This window comes from Zobellella sp. DQSA1, assembly GCF_041950555.1.
Taxonomy (GTDB): domain Bacteria; phylum Pseudomonadota; class Gammaproteobacteria; order Enterobacterales; family Aeromonadaceae; genus Oceanimonas.
Window position 1 is genome coordinate 2269574 of the sequence record NZ_CP169531.1, and the last position, 19347, is coordinate 2288920.

Genomic DNA, 19347 nt, shown 5'->3' on the forward strand with positions numbered 1-19347 from the left:
ATGAGGTGTGAGGTGTGAGGTTTGAGGTGTAAAGCCTGAAAGGAATGGGAGCTGGCACCTTCCCCTTCACTCCTCCCCCTTTACCTCCCCCTCACAATTCACGCTTTACCATTTATTCGCCATCGAGGCCACGCACCGGTTTTATGCTGCCCCACTGCTTGCAGGAGGGACACTGCCAGAATAGAGTATGAGAGGAAAAACCGCATTGGCTGCAGCGATGGCTGGGCTTGATTTTGATCTGCTCGGCTACCAGCGACTTGAGCATCTCCAGGCTCTCCCTCGCCCTGCCCTGCTCGGCATTGGCCGCATGGTAGGACATCAGCCGATAAAAACCCTTCATGGTCGGATGACGTTGTAATTGCGACAATACCAGCTGTTCGGCACTGAGTACTCCTTGCCGCTGGCCGACCTTGTCGGCCAGCATCAGCACCGTGCTGGCACCACTGTCTTTAGCAACCCACTGTTCCAGCAGGCGGACAAAGTCCGGCTCTTTACCCAGTTCAAGATAACAATGCTGCAGATCGTCCAGCACCTCACTGATAAAGTCCGGGTCCTGCTCGGTCACCTGCCTAAGGCAGGCGACCGCCTGGCTCCACTCGGCCTGTGACATATAGATGTCCGCCAAACGCATATTCGCCCGAACACAGCCGGGATCGGCTTTCAGCGCTTTCTTGAAATGGTGGACCGCGGCCTTGCTATCTTGCTGGCGTCGGTTTTGCTCGGCCAGCTCACAATAAAAATGCCCCACCGGCGTCATCGCTTTGCTGCCCTGCCGTTTCTTCAGACGCTCGGCAACCACAATCGCCTTTTCCCAATCGCGCAATTGCTGGTAGATTTGCATCAATTGGCCCAGCGCCTCTTCTTCATAATCCGGATCGTCTTTTAATTCTTCCAGAATATGCTCGGCCCGATCCAGCAGACCGGCCGCCAGAAAGTCCCGGGCCAGCTCCAGCATGGCCAAGTGGCGCTGTTCCAATAACAGGTTGGGACGAGCAATCAGATTCTGATGGATACGGATGGCCCGGTCGACTTCGCCCCGGGAACGGAACAGATTGCCGAGCGCCAGATGGGTTTCAATGGTTTCGCTGTCGACCTGCAGCAATTGGATAAAGAGATCGACCGCCTTGTCAGGTTCATCCGATAACAGAAAATTCAGCCCGGCAACGTATTGCCGGGAGAAATGATTAGATTGTTTCTGAACATCCTGCCGGACTCCCCTACGCCCCATATACCAGCCATAGGCAGCTGCCACCGGAAGCAGTAAAAACAGCAATTCCAGCATCGGGCTTGTCAATCCTTAAGAGGCAAGGCCCTGAGCTCTTCCAATTCCTTATGTTGACGCTCAACCTTTTTGCGCAGGCCACTGTTGTTCATTTTCAGACGTAACATGACCAGGCCGAATACCAGCCAGCCGATAACAAAGCCGGAAACAAACACCACGGCCAGCAATGTGGAAAGGCGGTAGTCACCCTGTGCCAACAGGTAATTTACATGCACCAGCTGGTCATTTTGCGAACCCAGGGTCAAACCGACCGCGAACAGAATTGCCAGGAACACCAGGCCAAAAATAATTTTCACCTTACCCTCTCAACTTCCTGATTTTGAGTGTTGGCATTATCCCGTAAAAGCACCGTCGCCGCCAGCCGGGTCATCGGGAAAAGTGATATCAGGCGACTAGTCTGCGCTCAGGCCGGGTTCACCCGTTCACGCAACTCTTTTCCTGGTTTGAAGTGCGGTACATATTTACCGGTTAATTCCACTTTCTCACCGGTTTTGGGATTGCGCCCCTGTCGCGGAGCACGATAATGCAGTGAGAAACTGCCAAAACCACGGATTTCAATACGATCTCCGGTCTGCAGGGTAGACGCCATCTGCTCGAGAATTTCCTTGATGGCGTTTTCAACGTCCTTAGCGGAAAGATGGCCATATTGTTCGGCCAGGCGCTCAATCAAATCGGATTTGGTCATGATGTGTATTCTCCTGATCACCAAACAAAAAGGGGGCGCGAAGGCCCCCTTTTGAATTCGGACAGGCTTATTCGCCTTTTGCCGCCTTGAAAGCTTCGGCCATGGCACTCAAACCAACTTCTTCTTGCTGCTGGTTCAGGTTATCCATAACGGCTTTCTCTTCAGCTTCGTCTTTCGCGCGGATAGACAGGCTGACGGTGCGGTTCTTCCGATCAACACCCATGTAACGCGCTTCGACTTCTTCACCCACGTTCAGTACGGTGGAAGCGTCTTCGATGCGGTCGCGGGAGATGTCGGCAACGCGGATGTAACCTTCCACGCCTTCTTCCAGCTCAACCACGGCACCCTTGGCGTCAACGGCGGTGATGGTACCCTTAACGATAGCACCTTTCTTGTTGTCAGACAGATACTTATTGAAAGGATCTTCGTCGATTTGCTTCACGCCCAGGCTGATACGCTCACGCTCCGGATCGACCTGCAGTACCACGGCTTCGATTTCGTCGCCTTTCTTGAACTCGCGAACGGCGTCGTCACCATTGGCATTCCAGGAAATGTCGGACAAGTGCACCAGGCCGTCGATACCGCCATCCAGGCCGATAAAGATGCCGAAGTCGGTGATGGACTTGATCTTGCCGGAAACACGGTCGCCCTTGTTGTGGGTTTCTGCAAACAGCTGCCAGGGGTTGGACTTGCACTGTTTCAGACCCAGGGAGATACGGCGACGTTCTTCGTCGATATCCAGCACCATCACGTCTACGCTGTCGCCAACAGAAACCACTTTGGACGGGTGGATGTTCTTGTTGGTCCAGTCCATTTCGGACACGTGTACCAGGCCTTCAACGCCTTCTTCGATTTCAACGAAGCAGCCGTAGTCGGTCAGGTTGGTCACGCGGCCGGACAGACGGGTGCCTTCCGGATAACGGTTGGCGATATCGACCCACGGATCTTCGCCCAGCTGCTTCAGGCCCAGAGACACACGGGTGCGCTCACGGTCGAATTTCAGCACTTTAACGTTGATTTCGTCACCCACGTTCACGATTTCGCTTGGATGCTTGACGCGCTTCCAGGCCATGTCGGTGATGTGCAGCAGGCCGTCTACGCCACCCAGGTCGACGAAGGCACCGTAGTCGGTCAGGTTCTTGACGATACCCTTGACTTCCTGGCCTTCCTGCAGGTTTTCGAGCAGTTGCTCGCGCTCAACGCTGTTCTCGGTTTCGATCACGGCACGGCGTGAAACCACCACGTTGTTGCGTTTCTGGTCCAGCTTGATGACTTTGAACTCAAGCTCTTTGCCTTCCAGATGCAGGGTGTCGCGTACCGGACGCACGTCAACCAGAGAACCGGGCAGGAAGGCACGGATGCTGTTCACTTCTACGGTGAAGCCGCCTTTGACCTTGCCGTTGATAACACCAACAACGGTTTCCTGATCTTCGTAGGCTTTTTCCAGTTGCAGCCAGGCTTCGTGACGCTTGGCTTTTTCGCGGGAAAGCAGAGTCTCACCGAAACCGTCTTCCACTGCGTCCAGCGCGACATCAACGGTATCGCCAACGCTGATTTCCAGCTCGCCCTGGGCATTTTTGAACTGCTCGGCGGGGATAGCGGATTCAGACTTCAGGCCTGCGTCAACCAGAACGATGCCGTTCTCGATGGCAACAACAGTACCTTTAACGATGGAGCCCGGGCGGGTTTCGAGTTCTTTCAGAGACTCTTCAAAGAGTTGAGCAAAAGATTCAGTCATGTTTAATGAGTACACTTTTAAAGTTGAACATCCACAGGGCAATCCGGCACCGGTGGGGTGATTATCACTGACCTGCCTCTTCCGTAAGGCGGGCATTGCCAAATCGCATCAGCGACCAAGCATAACCTTAGTATGACTCAGCACTTTGTCCAGCACCTCGGCGATGGACAAGGTCGTGGAATCAATAACAAGGGCATCATCGGCCGCTTTAAGGGGCGCCACGCTGCGATTACGATCCCGCTCGTCACGCGCCTGAATTTCGCTTAAAAGGCGGTCAAAACTAACATCAAAGCCCTTATCTTGCAACTGTTTAAGCCGCCTGAGCGCCCTTTCTTCGGCACTGGCGTCGAGGAAGATCTTGACCTGGGCGTCGGGGAATACCACGGTGCCCATGTCCCGCCCGTCGGCAATCAGCCCGGGCTTGCTCCTGAAGGCCCGCTGGCGTCGCAGCAAGGCTTCGCGCACCCGCGGGAAAGCGGCAACTTTACTGGCCACTTCTCCGACCTGCTCGGTACGAATGGAGCGGGACACGTCCTCGCCCTCCAGGATGGTTTTAATCTGTCCGTCCACCACCGGAAACTGCACATCCAAATGGGCTGCCAGCGGCATCAACCCGGCCTCATCGTCCAGCGCCACATTGTGATGCAGTGCCGCCAGGGCCAGCACGCGATAGATAGCGCCGGAGTCCAGCAAATGCCATTCCAGTTTTTCGGCCAGCAACTGACAAAGCGTTCCTTTGCCGGCTCCGCCCGGGCCATCGACGGTGATGACGGGAGCTAGTTCAGACATTGCATCCTCCAGAAAATCATGGGTCTGGGCACCTCGGGTGCCGCGCGGCCGGCATTATACCCGAGTTGGCGAACAAAGGCATAGTTTACAATTAATTAACACCCAATGACCCGATATTGCGCCTATACCTGTACGCCCATCCGCTTTACAATGGCCGCTATTTTTTGTTGCTTGATAATCGAAGAGGAACGCCATGAGCAGTGTTACCCGGATGGCAAACTCAAAACTGCCGACACCCTGGGGCACCTTTACCCTGGTCGGGTTTGAAGAAAAAGGCACGGGCAAGGATCATGCAGCCCTGGTGATGGGCCATGTCGACGATGGCCTGCCGGTACTGGGCCGCATTCATTCCGAATGCCTGACCGGCGATGCCCTGTTCAGCCTGCGCTGCGACTGTGGCTTTCAATTGCAGGCTGCCCTGGAGAAGATCGCCAAGGAAGGCCGCGGGGTACTGCTGTATGTGCGCCAGGAAGGGCGCGGCATCGGCCTGCTCAACAAGATCCACGCCTACCACCTGCAGGATCAGGGCAAGGACACGGTGGAAGCCAACGTCGAACTCGGTTTTTCCGCCGACATGCGCGACTACACTATCTGTGCCGATATGCTGCACAGCCTGGGGGTCAAACAGCTCAGGCTGATGACCAACAACCCGCGCAAGGTCAAGGCGATGGAGAATTTCGGCATCGAGGTGGTGGAGCGGGTACCGCTGCAGGAAGGTCGCAACCCCTTCAACGAGCATTATCTGGACACCAAGGCCGGCAAGCTCGGTCATATGCTGAAGGAATAAATCCCGTGAGGCGCCTACCCCCGGCTCAACCGGATCCGCACCCCAGAAGATGACAGCCCTTCCCCTCGCGCTTCACCGATAGACAAAAAACCCCGGGACCTGCCCGGGGTTTTATTATCCACGACGCGCCGTGCTTACGCCTTGGCGGCGGCCTGCTGACCAGCAGCCAGCATTTCCGCGTCGCTGCGCTTCAATACCGAGTAGAGTACGCCGGTGACGATGGAGCCGACGGCGATGGCCAGCACGTACCACAACAGTTGCTGAATGGCATTGGGGATGAACAGCACGAAGATACCGCCATGAGGCGCCAGCAACTTGGCACCGAACAGCATGGACAGCGCACCGGCCAGGGCACCGCCGATCATGCAGCTCGGGATCACCCGCAGCGGATCCCGGGCGGCGAAGGGAATGGCCCCTTCGGAGATAAAGCACAGTCCCAGCACGAAGGAGGCCTTGCCCGCTTCCTGCTCGTTGGCATTGAACTTGCGCCGGGCCAGGAAGGTGGCGATACCCATGCCGAGTGCCGGTACCATGCCCGCCGCCATGGCCGCCGCCATGGGACCATAAGTCTCGGACGCCAGCAGGCCGACCGAGAAGGCGTAGGCCGCCTTGTTCACCGGACCGCCCATGTCGAAGCACATCATGGCACCGATAATGATGCCGAGCAGCACGGCGTTGGCCGACCCCATGTTGTTGAGGAAGTCGGTCATGGTATCCATGATCGCGGCCACGGGGCCACCCACGATGTAAATCATCACCAGGCCGGTAAAGAGGCTGGCAAACAGCGGGATGATCAGGATCGGTTTGAGTGACTCCAGGCTTTTCGGCATGGGGATGTTCCGCGCCAGGTAACGCGCCGCGTAACCGGCCAGGAAGCCGCTGATGATACCGCCGATAAAGCCGGCTCCCAGGGAGCTGGCCAGCATGCCGCCGATCATGCCGGGGGCGATACCGGGGCGATCGGCGATGGAATAGGCGATATAGCCGGACAGCACCGGAATCATCAGGGCGAAGGCCGAGGCACCGCCGATTTGCATCAGGGCGGCGGCCAGGGTGCCTTCCTCTTTGAAGGCCTCGATGCCGAACACAAACGACAGCGCGATGATCAGGCCCCCTGCCACCACCATGGGCAACATAAAGGACACCCCGGTCAGCAGGTGCTGATAAGGCCCGGCCTGTTTCTTGTCGTCCTGGCCGTCCTGGGCGGCGCTGTGCTGCCCCTGATGCTGGTACATCTTGGCTTCGGCCAGGGCGGTCTCGATGGTGATTTTCGGCTTTTTCAGTGCCTGACCGGTGCTGGTGCGATAGACCCGCTTGCCGTCGAACCGGCTCAGGTTGACTTCGATGTCGGCGGCCACGATGACGCAATCGGCGGCGGCGATGTCCTCGGCGGTGAGGGCGTTCTGGGCGCCTACCGAGCCCTGGGTTTCCACCTTGATCTGGTGGCCCATGGCCTTGGCAGTCTCGTTCAAAGCCTCGGCGGACATAAAGGTATGGGCTACCCCGGTCGGGCAGGCGGTAATGGCTACCAGCCTGATGCCGGCAGCGGCGGCCGGCGCGCTACCCTGTTGCTTGACCGCCTGGCCGGCGGCCTGCTGCAGCCAGGCCTTGGGATTGTTGAGGGCCTGCTGGATATCACTCTTGTACAGCGGCTTGCCGGCAAAGCGGGACAAGTCCAGTTCGGTGCCGGCGGCCACCACCACCAGCTCGGCTTCGTCCAGTTGGGCCTGGGTAAAGGGGATCACCGGTTCGAGCTGGCTGTGGCACTCCACCGTGGCCTGCCAACCCAGTTCTTCCGCCGCCTGCCGTAGCAGGCGCGCGGCCATGTAACTACTCGCCATGCCGCTGGGGCAGGCGGTAACGATCAATGTCTTCATTTATATCTCCTTGGCCTCGACCTGAGTGATCAGGATAGCGTTTTGATAATCACTGACTTCCTTTTGATTACGAATGCCTACCCCGATCTGGGTCACCGCCATCAGCGACAGTGCCACGGCCCGGCGCAGGGTCTCTGCTTCATCCAGTCCTTCCACAAAGCCGGCGCACAGACCGGCCACCAGGCTGTCCCCTGCCCCGACGGTGCTGACCACCTTGACCTGAGGCACCTGGGCCCGCCAGTAGCCGTTGGGACTGAACCAGTGCACACCATCGGCCCCGGCCGACACCACTACATGCTCAATGCCCTGGCCCTGCAATTCGCGGGCACAGGTGGCCAGGTCCACATCATCCCGTATGGGCCGGCCGACCAGGCCGGCCAGCTCGTCGATATTGGGCTTGATCAGCGCCGGCAGGCCCCTGATGCCGGCCTTCAGCGCCTCGCCGCTGGCATCCAGCAACACCGCCTTGCCCCGCTCGCGCCACATTTCGATCATGCCTTCGAGCTGCTGGGGGTGTACCCCGGGCGGCAGGCTGCCCGCCACCACCAGGGTATCGAAGTTGTTGGCCAGGGACTCAAGCCGCGCCAGCAGCCGGTTCCAGTCCACGTCGGTCACCTTGAGGCCGGGCAGGTTGATGTCGGTCACCCGGCCGTCCCCCTCACTGACCTTGACGTTGACCCGGGTATCGCCTGCCAGGCGCACGAAGTCATCCTCGATGCCATGCTGGCTGAACAGGGCCCGGAACGAAGAGTCGTTATTCAGGCCGAGAAAACCGCAGGCTCGGGGGGTATGGCCCAGATCGGCCAGCACCCGTGCCACGTTGATGCCCTTGCCGGCGGCACCCAGGTGGCCGGACTTGGCGAGATTCACCGCGCCGGGCTTAAGGGAATCCAGGGATACCGTCAGGTCCAGGGCCGGATTCAGGGTCAGGGTCAGTATGCTCATTTGGCTTCTCCTACCAGGGCACGCACCGCATTGGCATCGGAGGCCAGCAGTGCCTGTTCGGCCAGTTGTTGACAGGCACTCAGGCTCCAGTCACGGACCTGGGCCTTGACCATAGGTACCCGCTTAAGGCTGACTGAAAGTTCGTCCACCCCCAGGCCCACCAGCAACGGCAGCGCCTTGGGATCCGAGCCCAGCTCGCCGCACACCCCGACCCACTTGCCCTTGGCATGGGCGGCGTCGACGGTCATCTTGATCAGGCGCAGCACCGCCGGGTTGAGGCCGTCGGACAGGCTGGCCAGCTCGCCGTTGCCACGGTCCACCGCCAGGGTGTACTGGGTCAGGTCGTTGGTGCCGATGCTGAAGAAATCGGCCTCTTCGGCAAACACATGGGCGTTGAGGGCGGCGGAAGGCACCTCCACCATGATGCCCACCTGTACATCGGTGGCCCGCACCTCGGCCTGGACCCTGTCGAACATGTCCTTGGCCCAGCGCCATTCGGACCAATCAGCCACCATGGGAAACATGATGCGGATGGGTTTGTCACCGGCGGCGATCAGCAGGGCTCGCAGCTGGGTTTCCAGCAGTTCGGGCTTCTGCATGCACAGGCGGATGCCACGCACCCCGAGGAAGGGGTTTTCCTCTTTCGGCACCGGCCAGTAAGGCAGCGGCTTGTCACCGCCCACGTCCAGGGTCCGGGCCACCAGGGGACGTCCGTCGAGGGCGTCGATGGCTTTCTTGTACTCGGCAATCTGGGCGTCCAGGCCGGGAGCACTGCTCTGAGCCATGAACACGAACTCGGTACGCAACAGGCCCACCCCCTCGGCGCCGGCTTCCACCGCGTCCATCGCCTTGGCGGTTTCACCCAGGTTGGCACAGATTTCCATCCGGTGCTGATCAAGGGTGGTCGCATGCTCGTTACGGCTGGCCCAGGCTTTTTCCGCCAGTTCCTTCTCTTGCTGCTGACGGGCCTTGGCCTGCTCCAGCTGCTCGGCCTCGGGAGCCACCCAGAGGGTGCCGGCCTCACCGTTCAGTATCACTTCGGTACCCTGCTTCAGGGTCATGACGGCGCCGCCCATGGCCACCAGGGCCGGGATGCCCAGCGAACGGGCCAGGATGGCGCTGTGGGAAGAGGCTCCGCCGCCGGCGGTGACCATACCCAACACCTTGGCTGGATCCATGTTGACCACGTCGGAGGGGCCGATGTCTTCCGCCACCCAGACATAGGGGGTATCCGGCTTTTGCGGCAGGCTGGTGTTGCACAGAATGGCCATCACCCGGCGACCGATGTCGCGGATGTCGGCGGCCCGCTCGGCGAGCAGGGCATCGGGGCTGGCGGCCTGCAGGGTGGCGGCGGAGTCGATTTCGCTCCACCAGCCGGCGGCGGCGGACTGCCCCTTCTGAATACGCTCGGCGGCGCCCTCCGCCAGGGAAGGATCGTCCAGCAGTTCCTGGTGCATGGCCATGATTTCCCTGGCCTGGGGCTGGGTCGCCTTGGCCACGCTGTCGGCCAGGTCGCTGTGGGCCTGCTTGATGGCGGCACTCAGCTTGCCTTGTTCGGCGGCGGCGTCGGCGGCCTTTTCCGGATACTCGAACTGGATGGGGGCTTCCACGAACACCGGACCGATGGCGGTACCCGGTGAAGCGGCCACGCCCTGTACTTCGGTGTTGGGGGCAATATCGTGCACCTGATGGATCTCGGGCTGCTCGACCTCGGCCACCGGGGCGGCGGCGAGCGGGGCGATATCCTCACCCAGTCCGCTGTTCACCGCATCGATCAGGCCGTTCAGGGCGGCCTCGGCGTCGACGCCCTCGGCCTTGAATACCAGCTGGTGCCCGGCCTTGACGCCCAGGCTGATGACCTTCATCAGGCTCTTGGCGGACACGCTGTGGCCATCGCCGTCCAGGTTACGCACCTGGATATCGGCCTCGAATTTTTTGGCGGTCTGCACCAGCATGGCGCCGGGGCGGGCATGCAGGCCGTGGGGGTTGCGCACCACCACCAGCCGCTCGTTGGCGGCCAGGGCCGGTGTCTCGATCTCGACCGGCGCCGGCACCACTTCCTCACCCAGGCCGGCACGCACCGCGTCCACCATGCCCTTGAGGGCGGCGTCGGCATCTTCGCCGTCGGCGGTAAAGGCCAGGGTATGGCCGAGTTTAACGCCCAGGGTCATGATCTTCATCAGGCTTTTGGCGGACACGGCCTTGCCGTCGCCGTTCAGGTTACGCACCTTGATATCGGCCTGGAACTGCTTGGCGGCCTGTACCAGCATGGCACCGGGGCGGGCGTGCAAGCCATGGGGGTTGCGCACTTCCACCGTCACCTCGCCGACGGCCACGGCGGCCGGCCCCTGATTCAGGGCGGCCAGCAGGGCCTCGGCGGAAGCCTGGCCGGCCAGTTCATTGCCTTTGCCGGCGGCCAGCCAGTCGGCCAGTTGGGTCAGCAGGGTCTTGTGGGCCGCGCCCTTCACCGCCAGCGCCAGCAGGGCCGAAACCGGCTGCTGCCGGTGCTCGAAGACGTCCACGGTCACCAGCGCCGCCCGTGAAGGGCCGCTGGTCGGAGTCTGGCTCAGCCACCAGCCCTGTCCCAGATGGCTGGCATCGCCCTTGATCAGGTTGGCCTGCTCGGTGGCACTGGCCTGCATCAGCACCGCGGCCTGTTCGGCCAACTGGCCCAGGGAGCTGGCCTTGGCCTTGACGGCAATACTTTCCACGCCCAGGGTCAATTCGGGCTCGCTATCGCCCTGCAATAACTGCAGAATATCCTGCGGCTCGCTGGCGGCCTTGACCCGCTCGGCCAGGTCGTCCTGGGACAAGGCCCGCGCCAGTTGCTTGAGCAGCCCCAGGTGTTCGTCGGAGCCGGCGGCGATGCCCAGCACCAGGTAGGCTTTTTCACCGTCGCCCCATTCCACGCCTGCGGGTAGATGAATGGCCTTGATACCGGTTTTTTTCACCAGATGGCGGGTATCCTGGGTACCGTGGGGAATGGCGATGCCCTGCCCCAGGTAGGTGGCGGTTTGGGCTTCGCGTGCCAGCATGCCGGCCTCGTATCCGGCGGCCACATTGCCGTCCTGCTCCAGCCACTGGGCCAGCGCATTGATCACGGAAGTCTTGTCGGCCAAGGCGGCACCGATTTTTACGTCTTGTGTAGACAGTGAAAGCATGACATCACCTGCTGATTTACAAGGATATTTACACCCTAGAACAAGATGGAAAGAACTTGGGTTATTTTGTAACTGAATTCATACTGAATCGTTTCAGCAATTCAGGCAAGCTATCTGCACCAGCAGATTGCAATGATATGATCTGGTGCACATTTTGATGGATTTAACGAACAATGAAACTTGACGAAGTCGCTCGCCTGGCCGGCGTATCGCGCACCACTGCCAGCTACGTGATTAACGGCAAGGCAGAGCAGCACCGGATAAGCCAGGCCACCCAGGATAAGGTCATGGCGGTGGTGAAGGCCCACAACTACCAGCCGGACCGCCAGGCCGCCGCCCTGCGCGGGGCCCTGTCCCATACCTTCGGCCTGATAGTGCCGGACCTGGATAACCCCAGCTACGCCCGCATGGCCAAACTGCTGGAATGGCACGCCCGCAAGGCCGGGTTCCAGTTGCTGGTAACCTGCTCCGATGACGAAGCGGACACCGAAAAGGATCTGGCCCTGATGCTGAAAGGGCGGCGGGTGGATGCCCTGATAGTGGCGTCCTGCCTGCCGCTGGATGATGAATTTTACCTGAAGATCAATCAGGAGCTGCCAGTTATCGGGGTGGACCGCTCCCTGCCTGCCCCCCTGATCTATGTGAGCAGCGAGAACAAGGCTTCTTCCTTCCGCCTGACCCAGACCCTGGCCGGTCCCGAACTGGAGCAGGCCTGGCTGATTGCCGCAGCCCCGGACCTGGGCATCAGCCTGGAGCGGGAACAGGGTTTCGTGAAGGCCCTGGAGAAAACCGGGGTCCCCTACCAGGTGCTCTATGGCGAACGGTTCGAACGCCAAACCGCGTTTCGTTTGCTGAACGAGCTGGAGCAGGTGGACTGGCAACGACCCCAGGCCATCGTCACCACCGCCTTCGTGTTGCTGGAAGGAGTGCTGGATTATTTCTACCAGCACGAAGCCCAGTTACCGCCCCACCTGCGGCTCGGTACCTTCGGCGATCACCGGCTGCTCGATTTTCTGTCGAGCCCGATCAACACCATCGCCCAGGATCACCATATCGTGACCCAGCAGGTACTGAACCTGACGCTGGACGCGGTACGGGGCAACTACCGCAGCGGTCATTACCCGGTACCGCGGATACTGCATAAGCGCTGAGCAGGAGCCGTTGCCGATAACGCACAGGGCTTCCCCTGTCGACCGCTTCGCACCGGCCTGCCTGCGCCTGAACTCGGTGCTCTCCTGTAAACGCCCGTTTAGGTGGCGCCAAAAGGCGTCAACAGGCGGGCCTAACCGGCCTCGCTGGTCCTCGGCAGCCCGCATGCCCAGCATTCCAGCGCCTCGGCATGTTCGAGGAACAAGGTCCCCTGCGCCAACGGGGCCCTGACCAGCAGCGCCTCGCCGCCATAGCCGAACTCCAGCTGCCAGGCATGCAGATAGCCCCGGTCCGCCGGGCTGCCGCCGTAGCGCTCATCACCCAGTATGGGGCTGCCCAGGCTCCTCAACGCGACCCGCAACTGGTGGGTCTTGCCGGTATGGGGCTGTAACAGGAAAGCCCGCAGTCCGTTATCGAGCAGGCCGCTGTAGAAACGGGTGACGGCCGGGTTGAGCTGAGTGCGACACAGTTTCCAGCTGCCGCCCCGAGCCTTTTCCATGTCGCCCCTGATCAGACCCTGTTTCTTGGTGGGTTTGCGATCCGAGAGGGCCAGATACAGCTTGCGGGTACTGCGCTCGGCGAACTGACGGCTGAGCTCCCGGTTGGCATCCGGATTACGGGCCAGCAGCAGGGCGCCGGTGGTCATCTTGTCGAGCCGGTGCACCGGGTAGAGCGGCTCGCCCAGCTCCTCGCTCAGTCGACGTACCAGACCTGGGCTGTCCCCTTCCTGGTGCATGCCGATACCGGCGGGCTTGTTGATCACGTAAAAATGGTCGTGGCGTAACAGTATGTCCATGGGCTGACTCCGGGCGGGACAATGCAAAAAGCCCGCTGCGGGTTACGCAGCGGGCTTTTCAGATCTGGCGGAGGAGGTGGGATTTGAACCCACGGTGGGCTATTAACCCACGCCGGTTTTCAAGACCGGTGCATTCAACCACTCTGCCACCCCTCCGACGGGCGACAATAGTACTCAGGCCCTATCCTCTTGTAAACTGATAAATACCGGCCCCGGTGCGAATGGATATTTAATGGACAAAAAGGTTCACCTTTGCGGGACAAGTCCTTGAATTCGGGCACGGAAAGCTCGACAACCGGGTCATATTATGTCCACAATGCACTTCATTATTCGGTAGTTCCATCCCTGTTTTAGACACTAAAGGAGTCTGAACAATGCGATACAACAATACCCTGTCCCGTACCCAAACGGGCGCGCTGGAGACCAACAAGGTCCTGCGTAATACCTACATGCTGCTGGGCATGACCCTGGTGGTCGCCGCCCTGTCTGCCGGAGTGAGCGCCATGCTCGCCCTGCCCCGTCCGGGTCTGATCATCACCCTGGTCGGCTTCTACGGCCTGATGTTCCTGACCGAGCGCAACAAGAACAGCAGCCTGGGATTACTGTTCATCTTCGCCTTTACCGCCTTTACCGGCTATACCATAGGCCCCATCCTCAACTACTACCTGAGCACCTCCTCCGGTACCGAGACCGTGATGCTGGCGCTGGGCGGCACCGCCCTGACCTTCCTGTCCCTGTCCGCCTATGTGCTGACCACCAAGAAGGACATGTCCTTCCTCGGCGGCATGATGATGGCCGGTTTTGTGGTGATACTGGTCGGCTTCGTGGCCAACCTGTTCCTGGCCCTGCCGGCCCTGAGCCTGGCCCTGAGTGCCCTCTTCATCCTGTTCTCGTCCGGCGCCATCCTGATGCAGACCAGCGCCATCATCCACGGCGGCGAGCAGAACTACATCTCCGCCACCGTGACCCTGTATGTGTCAATTTTCAATATCTTCCTCAGCCTGCTGCAGCTGCTGGGCCTGAGCCGGGATTAATCTCCCCCCCTCCTTTTTTCAAAAAAGCCCCGGACGGGGCTTTTTTTATTGCTCCCGACGGCTGTGCATCGGCACCGACTTGGGTATTATCGTCATCTGACCAGCCAACTGCTAACAGGGATCATGTCGCCCGGAATTATCTGGCTCAGGCGCGTCTTCACCGACAGCCATTTCTTCTTTGCCCTCAAGGTATTGCTGGCCATGTCCAGCCTGCTGCTGCCCGGCTGGTGGCTGGAACAGGTGCCCGCCGCCGTCACCCTGGCGCTGGGCGCCATGGCCGGCGCCCTGAGCGAGGTGGATCAGGGCCCAAAAGGGCGATTGCGTCACTTGCTGCTGAGCCTGCTGTGCTTCTTCTCCGCCATCACCGGCGTCAGTTGGCTTATCGACTCGCCCTGGCTGTTCGGCCCCCTGCTGGTTTTCACCACCTTTACCCTGGTGCTGCTGGGAGCCTGGGGGCCCACCGCCGGCAGCCTCGGCTTCGGTACCCTGCTGGTGTCCATCTATGCCATGCAGGGGCACGCGGACAGCCCCTATTTCTGGTACCAGCCGCTGTTGCTGACCCTGGGCGCGGCCTGGTACGGCCTGCTGTCCTGGCTGGTGCTGCTGGCCTGGCCCTACAAGCAAGTGCATGAACAACTGGCCCAGTGCTACTTCGCCCTGTCCCGCTACCTGCTGGAGAAATCGCGCTTCTTCGACAGCCCCGAGGAGCAGCACCAGCACCTGCGCCATGGACTGGCCCAGCTCAATATCCAGCTGGTGAACGCACTGGAAAGCACCAAACAGATGCTTAACCGCCGCATCCAGGGCCATGACAAACAGGACGCGGAGCTGGGCCGCCTGCTCGCACTTTATCTGTTGGTGCAGGACATGCATGAACGGGCCGCCTCCAGCCACTATTCCTACCGGCAATTGAACCAGGATCTCAACCAGGTCAATGTACTGGCCGGTTACCAGACCCTGCTGGTGGAGCTGGGCGAAGCCTGCTACCGGCTGGGCTATGCCATCCTGACCCACAATGCCTACCAGCATAGCAAACGTATCGCCTGGGAGCTGAGCGCGCTGCAGGATCAGCTCGACTACAGCCACCTCAAACGCCATTACCCGCGTTCCCTGCTGAGCCCGATGAAGTTCCTCAGCCGCAATATGGAGCACCTGCACCAGGCCCTGCTGCGGGCCCAGGACCTGACCCGGCGACAGACGCCGCCCGAGGCAAACCAGGTCGAACTGGCCCGCCCGCCCCGGCAGCCGTTCTGGCCCAAGCTCAAGGCGCTGCTGCACCCCAATTCCATCCTCTTTCGCCATGGCGTACGCCTGGGCCTGTGTTTCGCCCTCGGCTATACCCTGATAGCCAGCCTCGAACTGGAACGGGGCTACTGGATACTGCTGACCATCCTCTTCGTGTGCCAGCCCAGCTTCAGCGCCACCCGAAAACGCCTGGTGCAGCGTACCCTGGGTACCCTGGGCGGCCTGCTGGCGGGGGTTCCGTTGCTGTATCTGTTTCCTTCGGTCGGAGCCCAGATTATCGTGCTGCTGTTGTGCAACTTTGTCTTTTTCACCCAGGTGAAGATCTACTACAGCTGGGCGGTGGGTTTCGTTACCCTGTTCGTACTGCTGGCCTTCAACCTGCTGGGCAGCGGCCAGGAGCCGATATTTCTGCCGCGCCTGTTCGACACCCTGGCCGGCTGCGCCATGGCCTTCATCGCGGTATGGTTTATCTGGCCCGACTGGCAACGACGCCATCTGCCCCGGCTGATGGCCGATGCCATGGAGGCCAATGCCAATTACCTGGCGGCCATTGCCCGCCAGTTCGAACGGGGGCGAGACGACGAACTGGACTATCGGCTGCCACGCAAGCAGGCCCACCTGGCCGATAACCAACTGGCTCTGGCCTGGCAGAATATCCGGGTCGAGCCGGTGCCCAAGCACTGGCTGAACCTCTGCTTCGACATCGCCTACCGCAACCATGCCCTGTTGTCCTACCTGTCGACCCTGGGCGCACACCGCATCCATTCGGAGGTGTTGACCGACACCCCGGTGCAGCAGCTGGTGGCCAGGCTGCAAGCCTCGGCCAAGGCATTGCGCAGCGGCGAAGAGCTGCCGGCCTATTCACCCTTGACGACAACCAGCACGGACAGCGACGACGAATGGGTGATCCTGACTCACCAGCTGCTCAGCCATATCACCCTGCTGGTCAACGATCTCTACCAGTTGGCCCGAGGCTTTCAACAGCAGGCACCGGCAGAAGATGCAGCGGCCGGCTGACTTGGGTAAGATGGCGGCGCTACAGAGGAGTCACTATGTTCGAATTTGAAGGGCGGCTCATTGCAACCGACGCCCAGGGTTATCTTAAGGACCATCAGGACTGGCAGCCGGCCATGGTGGTCCTGCTGGCGGAACAGGAAGGCATCAGCCTCACCCCCGAACACTGGGAGGTGATCCGGTTTGTCCGGGCATTTTATCTCAAATACAATACCTCCCCCGCGATCCGTGCCCTGGTGAAAGCCATGGCCAAGGAGCTGGGCGAAGAAAAAGGCAACAGCCGTTACCTGTACCGGTTGTTCCCCAAGGGGCCGGCCAAGCAGGCCACCAAGCTGGCCGGGCTGCCCAAGCCCGTGAAATGCATCTGAATCCCTCGGCTCTTCCGGCGGCCGGAGGGGCCGCCGGGACGGTTATTGCTACCAAGGACAGGACGCCATGTCATCGATCCCCTTCTCTCGTTCCTTATTGACCCGCATCACCCTGCTGATGCTGACCCTGGTGCTGCTGGCCCTGATCAGCCTGGCGGCCTCGGCCTGGCTGTCCGACAAGAGCGAGGGGCGAGCCTATGTGATCAACAAGGCCGGCTCATTGCGGATGCAAAGTTACCGGCTGCTCAGCCGGGTTCCCTTGCAGGACGACGGTGACCTGCAGATGCTGGAGCGGGATCTGCGGGATCCGGTGCTGGTGCGGGTGCTGGATAGCGACGGCCTCAGCCAGGAACACCGACAGCTGCAGCAGCAATGGCAGCAGCTCAAGACCAGCCTGCTGCAAACCCCGGAGCGCGAGCCGGTGAGTTCCCAGGTGGCCGCCTTCGTCGATGCCATCGATACCCTGGTGGTCCAGGTCGAGCAGAATACCGAGGCCAGTCTGCAGCGCCAGAGCTGGCTGCAGTTCATGGTGATGCTGGCCATGTTGCTGATTCTGGTGGCGGCAGTGGTCTACCTGCAGCAACGACTGCTTACCCCGCTGCGCCGGCTGCTGCTGGTGGCACGGGCCGTCGGCCAGGGCGATTTCGCCTGCCGCAGTGGTATTGCCGGCGACGATGAAATGGCGGTGCTGGCCGCCACCGTGGACACCATGAACCAGCAGCTGTCCGAGCTCTACGGCCAATTGGAAGAGAAGGTGGAGCAGCAAACCCGGGCCCTGGTACGCTCCAACCAGACCCTGACCACCCTCTACGATACCCAGCGGGAGCTGCAGGGCGTGGAACCCCTGTATCAGCGCCTGCCCGGGCTGTTGAACCGGCTGGAGCAACTCACCCCCCTGCGCCAGATCTGCATTCATCTGTATGAAGGTGACGACGACAGCGCCTTCGACGAAGTCACCACCAGCTCGGACGGTGCAGAGCCCCGTGCCGTCCCCAACTACCGTTGGCCCCTGCAGGACAGCAGCGGCCATTACGGCCAGGTGCTCGCCTGCTGTCCACCAGGGCAAGAGCTGGCGGAGGAACAGCAACAGCTGCTGGCCAGTATTTTCGACCAGATCACCACCGCCCTGGCCCTGGACCGCCGCCAGCACCAGCACCAGCAGCTGCAACTGATGGAAGAACGGGCGACCATCGCCCGCGAGCTGCACGATTCCCTGGCCCAGGCCCTTACCTACCTCAAGCTACAGGTCAGCTATGTGCAACTGCAGCTGCCCAATCCCAGTCCCGAAGTGGCTTCGGGGCTGGACGAGATGCGCGAGGGGCTGAACAACGCCTACCGTCAGTTGCGGGAGCTGCTCACCACCTTCCGCCTCAAACTGGACAAACCCGGGCTCTACGCCGCCCTGAGCGATACCCTGGCCGAGTTCAGCCGCCGCATGGGCTTTGCCATCGATTTCGAATATCGGCTGTCACCCCACCGGCTGAGCCCCAACCAGACCATCCATCTGGTACAGATCACCCGCGAGGCCCTGCACAACGTGTTCAAGCACGCCCACGCCAGCCAGGTGGCGGTCCGGGTCTGGCAGCAGGACGAGGCGATTCACCTGTCGGTGGCGGACAACGGCACCGGCATCGACGCCGGCATGGAGCAGGGACAGCACTACGGGCTCAAGATCATGCAGGACAGGACCGCCAGCCTGGGCGGCACCCTGCGCATCGGTTCCGGTGAAGGGGGCGGTACCCGGCTGGAGGTGTGTTTCAGGCCCTGAGGTGTGAGGCTACCCAGCCGATAAAGCAAGTGCCGGCTGGATATTCCAGCCGGCACTCAGCATATCTTACCTTTACCCCTCACGCCTCTACCTGGCGTCAGGCGGGTTTACGCCTGCTCGGGCTTGGGATGCTTGGCGGCGGTGTCCTTGATCAGAGTCTGCAGTTCGCCCTGCTGGAACATCTCGATGATAATGTCGCAACCACCGATCAGTTCCCCTTCCACCCACAACTGGGGAAAGGTCGGCCAATTGGCGTACTTGGGCAGCTCGGCGCGGATGTCGGGATTTTGCAGTATGTCCACATAGGCGAACGGCTCGCCGCAATTCATCAGCGCCTGGGACGCCTGGGCGGAAAAGCCGCAGCTGGGAAACTTGGGTGAACCCTTCATGTACAACAGGATCGGGTTTTCGCTGATCTGGGTTTTGATTTTTTCAATGGTGTCCATGACCACCTCGGACGCATGTTGTTAAAAAAGTCTATTCTACTTTATCCCTCCGCGGTCACAAGAGCGGGGGCACATAAATAGGTATCGGCAAGGCAATAAGCGTCCATCGCACACGCAGGGCCATTATCCCCTTACAAAAGCTGTTGTTGTTTCGCCATCCGGCAAACTGTTACAATCCTTTCAGCAATTTAGCGGTTTGCGGCTATGCTCTGTCATGGGCCGCTCCCGCCATGGAAAGAAAGCAAGCAGCAATGTCTCGGCCA

General features: G+C 60.7%; 16 protein-coding genes and 1 tRNA gene. 6 read left to right on the forward strand and 11 right to left on the reverse strand.

What is annotated here, in order from left to right; all coding sequences use genetic code 11:
* Positions 1-112: 112 nt before the first annotated feature.
* From lapB to cmk, 5 genes are all read right to left on the reverse strand, one after another.
* The gene (lapB, locus tag ACEVBK_RS11105) at positions 113-1282 is read right to left on the reverse strand and encodes a lipopolysaccharide assembly protein LapB (protein ID WP_375055016.1); all 1170 of its coding nucleotides are present in this window, start codon (positions 1280-1282) and stop codon (positions 113-115) included.
* Positions 1283-1290: 8 nt separating this feature from the next.
* Entirely contained in the window at positions 1291-1578 is a 288-nt protein-coding gene (locus ACEVBK_RS11110) for a LapA family protein (RefSeq protein ID WP_375055017.1), read from the reverse strand.
* A gap of 107 nt (positions 1579-1685) precedes the next feature.
* On the reverse strand, positions 1686-1967 hold the full coding sequence (gene ihfB, locus ACEVBK_RS11115; RefSeq protein ID WP_202083617.1) for an integration host factor subunit beta: 282 nt from the start codon (positions 1965-1967) through the stop codon (positions 1686-1688).
* Between the two features lie 67 nt (positions 1968-2034).
* Positions 2035-3705: a 30S ribosomal protein S1 gene (gene rpsA, locus ACEVBK_RS11120; protein WP_375055018.1), complete on the reverse strand. Its 1671-nt coding sequence runs from the start codon at positions 3703-3705 to the stop codon at positions 2035-2037.
* 108 nt (positions 3706-3813) lie between these two features.
* Positions 3814-4494, reverse strand: coding sequence for a (d)CMP kinase (cmk, locus tag ACEVBK_RS11125; protein ID WP_375055019.1), 681 nt, complete (start codon positions 4492-4494; stop codon positions 3814-3816).
* Between the two features lie 193 nt (positions 4495-4687).
* Here cmk and ribA point away from each other — a divergent pair, with 193 nt between their 5' ends.
* Positions 4688-5281, forward strand: coding sequence for a GTP cyclohydrolase II (ribA, locus tag ACEVBK_RS11130; RefSeq protein ID WP_375055020.1), 594 nt, complete (start codon positions 4688-4690; stop codon positions 5279-5281).
* A gap of 134 nt (positions 5282-5415) precedes the next feature.
* Here ribA and ACEVBK_RS11135 read toward each other — a convergent pair whose 3' ends face one another.
* From ACEVBK_RS11135 to fruB, 3 genes are read right to left on the reverse strand one after another with little or no spacing between them, the layout of a single operon-like run.
* Positions 5416-7158: a PTS fructose-like transporter subunit IIB gene (locus ACEVBK_RS11135; protein WP_375055021.1), complete on the reverse strand. Its 1743-nt coding sequence runs from the start codon at positions 7156-7158 to the stop codon at positions 5416-5418.
* Positions 7159-8103 carry a 1-phosphofructokinase gene (gene pfkB / locus ACEVBK_RS11140; RefSeq protein ID WP_375055022.1) on the reverse strand — a complete coding sequence of 315 codons (945 nt, stop codon included), beginning with the start codon at positions 8101-8103 and terminating at the stop codon, positions 7159-7161.
* A complete protein-coding gene (fruB, locus tag ACEVBK_RS11145; protein WP_375055023.1) occupies positions 8100-11264 on the reverse strand; it encodes a fused PTS fructose transporter subunit IIA/HPr protein in 3165 nt (1054 codons plus the stop codon). Before fruB ends, pfkB begins: the two co-directional genes overlap by 4 nt.
* 173 nt (positions 11265-11437) lie before the next feature.
* On the opposite strand from fruB, the gene cra reads away from it, so the two are divergent.
* Positions 11438-12415 (forward strand): catabolite repressor/activator, encoded by a 978-nt coding sequence (gene cra / locus ACEVBK_RS11150; RefSeq protein ID WP_375055024.1) that lies wholly within the window; start codon positions 11438-11440, stop codon positions 12413-12415.
* Between the two features lie 131 nt (positions 12416-12546).
* Here the strand turns inward: cra and ACEVBK_RS11155 are convergent, their stop codons facing one another.
* Positions 12547-13209, reverse strand: a complete 663-nt coding sequence (locus ACEVBK_RS11155) for a TIGR01621 family pseudouridine synthase (RefSeq protein ID WP_375055025.1) — start codon at positions 13207-13209, stop codon at positions 12547-12549.
* Positions 13210-13274: 65 nt separating this feature from the next.
* Positions 13275-13365: transfer RNA gene (locus ACEVBK_RS11160), tRNA-Ser, on the reverse strand.
* 218 nt (positions 13366-13583) lie between these two features.
* Here ACEVBK_RS11160 and ACEVBK_RS11165 point away from each other — a divergent pair.
* The 4 genes from ACEVBK_RS11165 (at position 13584) to ACEVBK_RS11180 (ending at position 18638) form a co-directional block, all read left to right on the forward strand.
* Entirely contained in the window at positions 13584-14243 is a 660-nt protein-coding gene (locus ACEVBK_RS11165; protein WP_375055026.1) for a Bax inhibitor-1/YccA family protein, read from the forward strand.
* 123 nt (positions 14244-14366) lie between these two features.
* Positions 14367-16505: a YccS family putative transporter gene (yccS, locus tag ACEVBK_RS11170; RefSeq protein WP_375055027.1), complete on the forward strand. Its 2139-nt coding sequence runs from the start codon at positions 14367-14369 to the stop codon at positions 16503-16505.
* A 35-nt stretch (positions 16506-16540) separates the two neighbouring features.
* Positions 16541-16870 carry a sulfurtransferase TusE gene (gene tusE / locus ACEVBK_RS11175; RefSeq protein WP_375055028.1) on the forward strand — a complete coding sequence of 110 codons (330 nt, stop codon included), beginning with the start codon at positions 16541-16543 and terminating at the stop codon, positions 16868-16870.
* 67 nt (positions 16871-16937) lie between these two features.
* On the forward strand, positions 16938-18638 hold the full coding sequence (locus ACEVBK_RS11180; RefSeq protein WP_375055029.1) for a histidine kinase: 1701 nt from the start codon (positions 16938-16940) through the stop codon (positions 18636-18638).
* Positions 18639-18745: 107 nt separating this feature from the next.
* Here the strand turns inward: ACEVBK_RS11180 and ACEVBK_RS11185 are convergent, their stop codons facing one another.
* The gene (locus ACEVBK_RS11185) at positions 18746-19084 is read right to left on the reverse strand and encodes a Grx4 family monothiol glutaredoxin (RefSeq protein WP_375055030.1); all 339 of its coding nucleotides are present in this window, start codon (positions 19082-19084) and stop codon (positions 18746-18748) included.
* Between the last annotated feature and the right edge of the window lie 263 nt (positions 19085-19347).

What these genes read in the sequence shown, in the direction of transcription:
- yccS (WP_375055027.1), top strand. Translation starts at nt 14,367, where the DNA reads ATGTCGCCCGGAATTATCTGGCTCAGGCGCGTCTTCACCGACAGCCAT.
- ACEVBK_RS11180 (WP_375055029.1), top strand. Translation starts at nt 16,938, where the DNA reads ATGTCATCGATCCCCTTCTCTCGTTCCTTATTGACCCGCATCACCCTG.
- cra (WP_375055024.1), top strand. Translation starts at nt 11,438, where the DNA reads ATGAAACTTGACGAAGTCGCTCGCCTGGCCGGCGTATCGCGCACCACT.
- ihfB (WP_202083617.1), bottom strand. Translation starts at nt 1,967, where the DNA reads ATGACCAAATCCGATTTGATTGAGCGCCTGGCCGAACAATATGGCCAT.
- ACEVBK_RS11155 (WP_375055025.1), bottom strand. Translation starts at nt 13,209, where the DNA reads ATGGACATACTGTTACGCCACGACCATTTTTACGTGATCAACAAGCCC.
- ribA (WP_375055020.1), top strand. Translation starts at nt 4,688, where the DNA reads ATGAGCAGTGTTACCCGGATGGCAAACTCAAAACTGCCGACACCCTGG.
- ACEVBK_RS11185 (WP_375055030.1), bottom strand. Translation starts at nt 19,084, where the DNA reads ATGGACACCATTGAAAAAATCAAAACCCAGATCAGCGAAAACCCGATC.
- pfkB (WP_375055022.1), bottom strand. Translation starts at nt 8,103, where the DNA reads ATGAGCATACTGACCCTGACCCTGAATCCGGCCCTGGACCTGACGGTA.
- ACEVBK_RS11165 (WP_375055026.1), top strand. Translation starts at nt 13,584, where the DNA reads ATGCGATACAACAATACCCTGTCCCGTACCCAAACGGGCGCGCTGGAG.
- tusE (WP_375055028.1), top strand. Translation starts at nt 16,541, where the DNA reads ATGTTCGAATTTGAAGGGCGGCTCATTGCAACCGACGCCCAGGGTTAT.
- lapB (WP_375055016.1), bottom strand. Translation starts at nt 1,282, where the DNA reads ATGCTGGAATTGCTGTTTTTACTGCTTCCGGTGGCAGCTGCCTATGGC.
- fruB (WP_375055023.1), bottom strand. Translation starts at nt 11,264, where the DNA reads ATGCTTTCACTGTCTACACAAGACGTAAAAATCGGTGCCGCCTTGGCC.
- rpsA (WP_375055018.1), bottom strand. Translation starts at nt 3,705, where the DNA reads ATGACTGAATCTTTTGCTCAACTCTTTGAAGAGTCTCTGAAAGAACTC.
- ACEVBK_RS11135 (WP_375055021.1), bottom strand. Translation starts at nt 7,158, where the DNA reads ATGAAGACATTGATCGTTACCGCCTGCCCCAGCGGCATGGCGAGTAGT.
- cmk (WP_375055019.1), bottom strand. Translation starts at nt 4,494, where the DNA reads ATGTCTGAACTAGCTCCCGTCATCACCGTCGATGGCCCGGGCGGAGCC.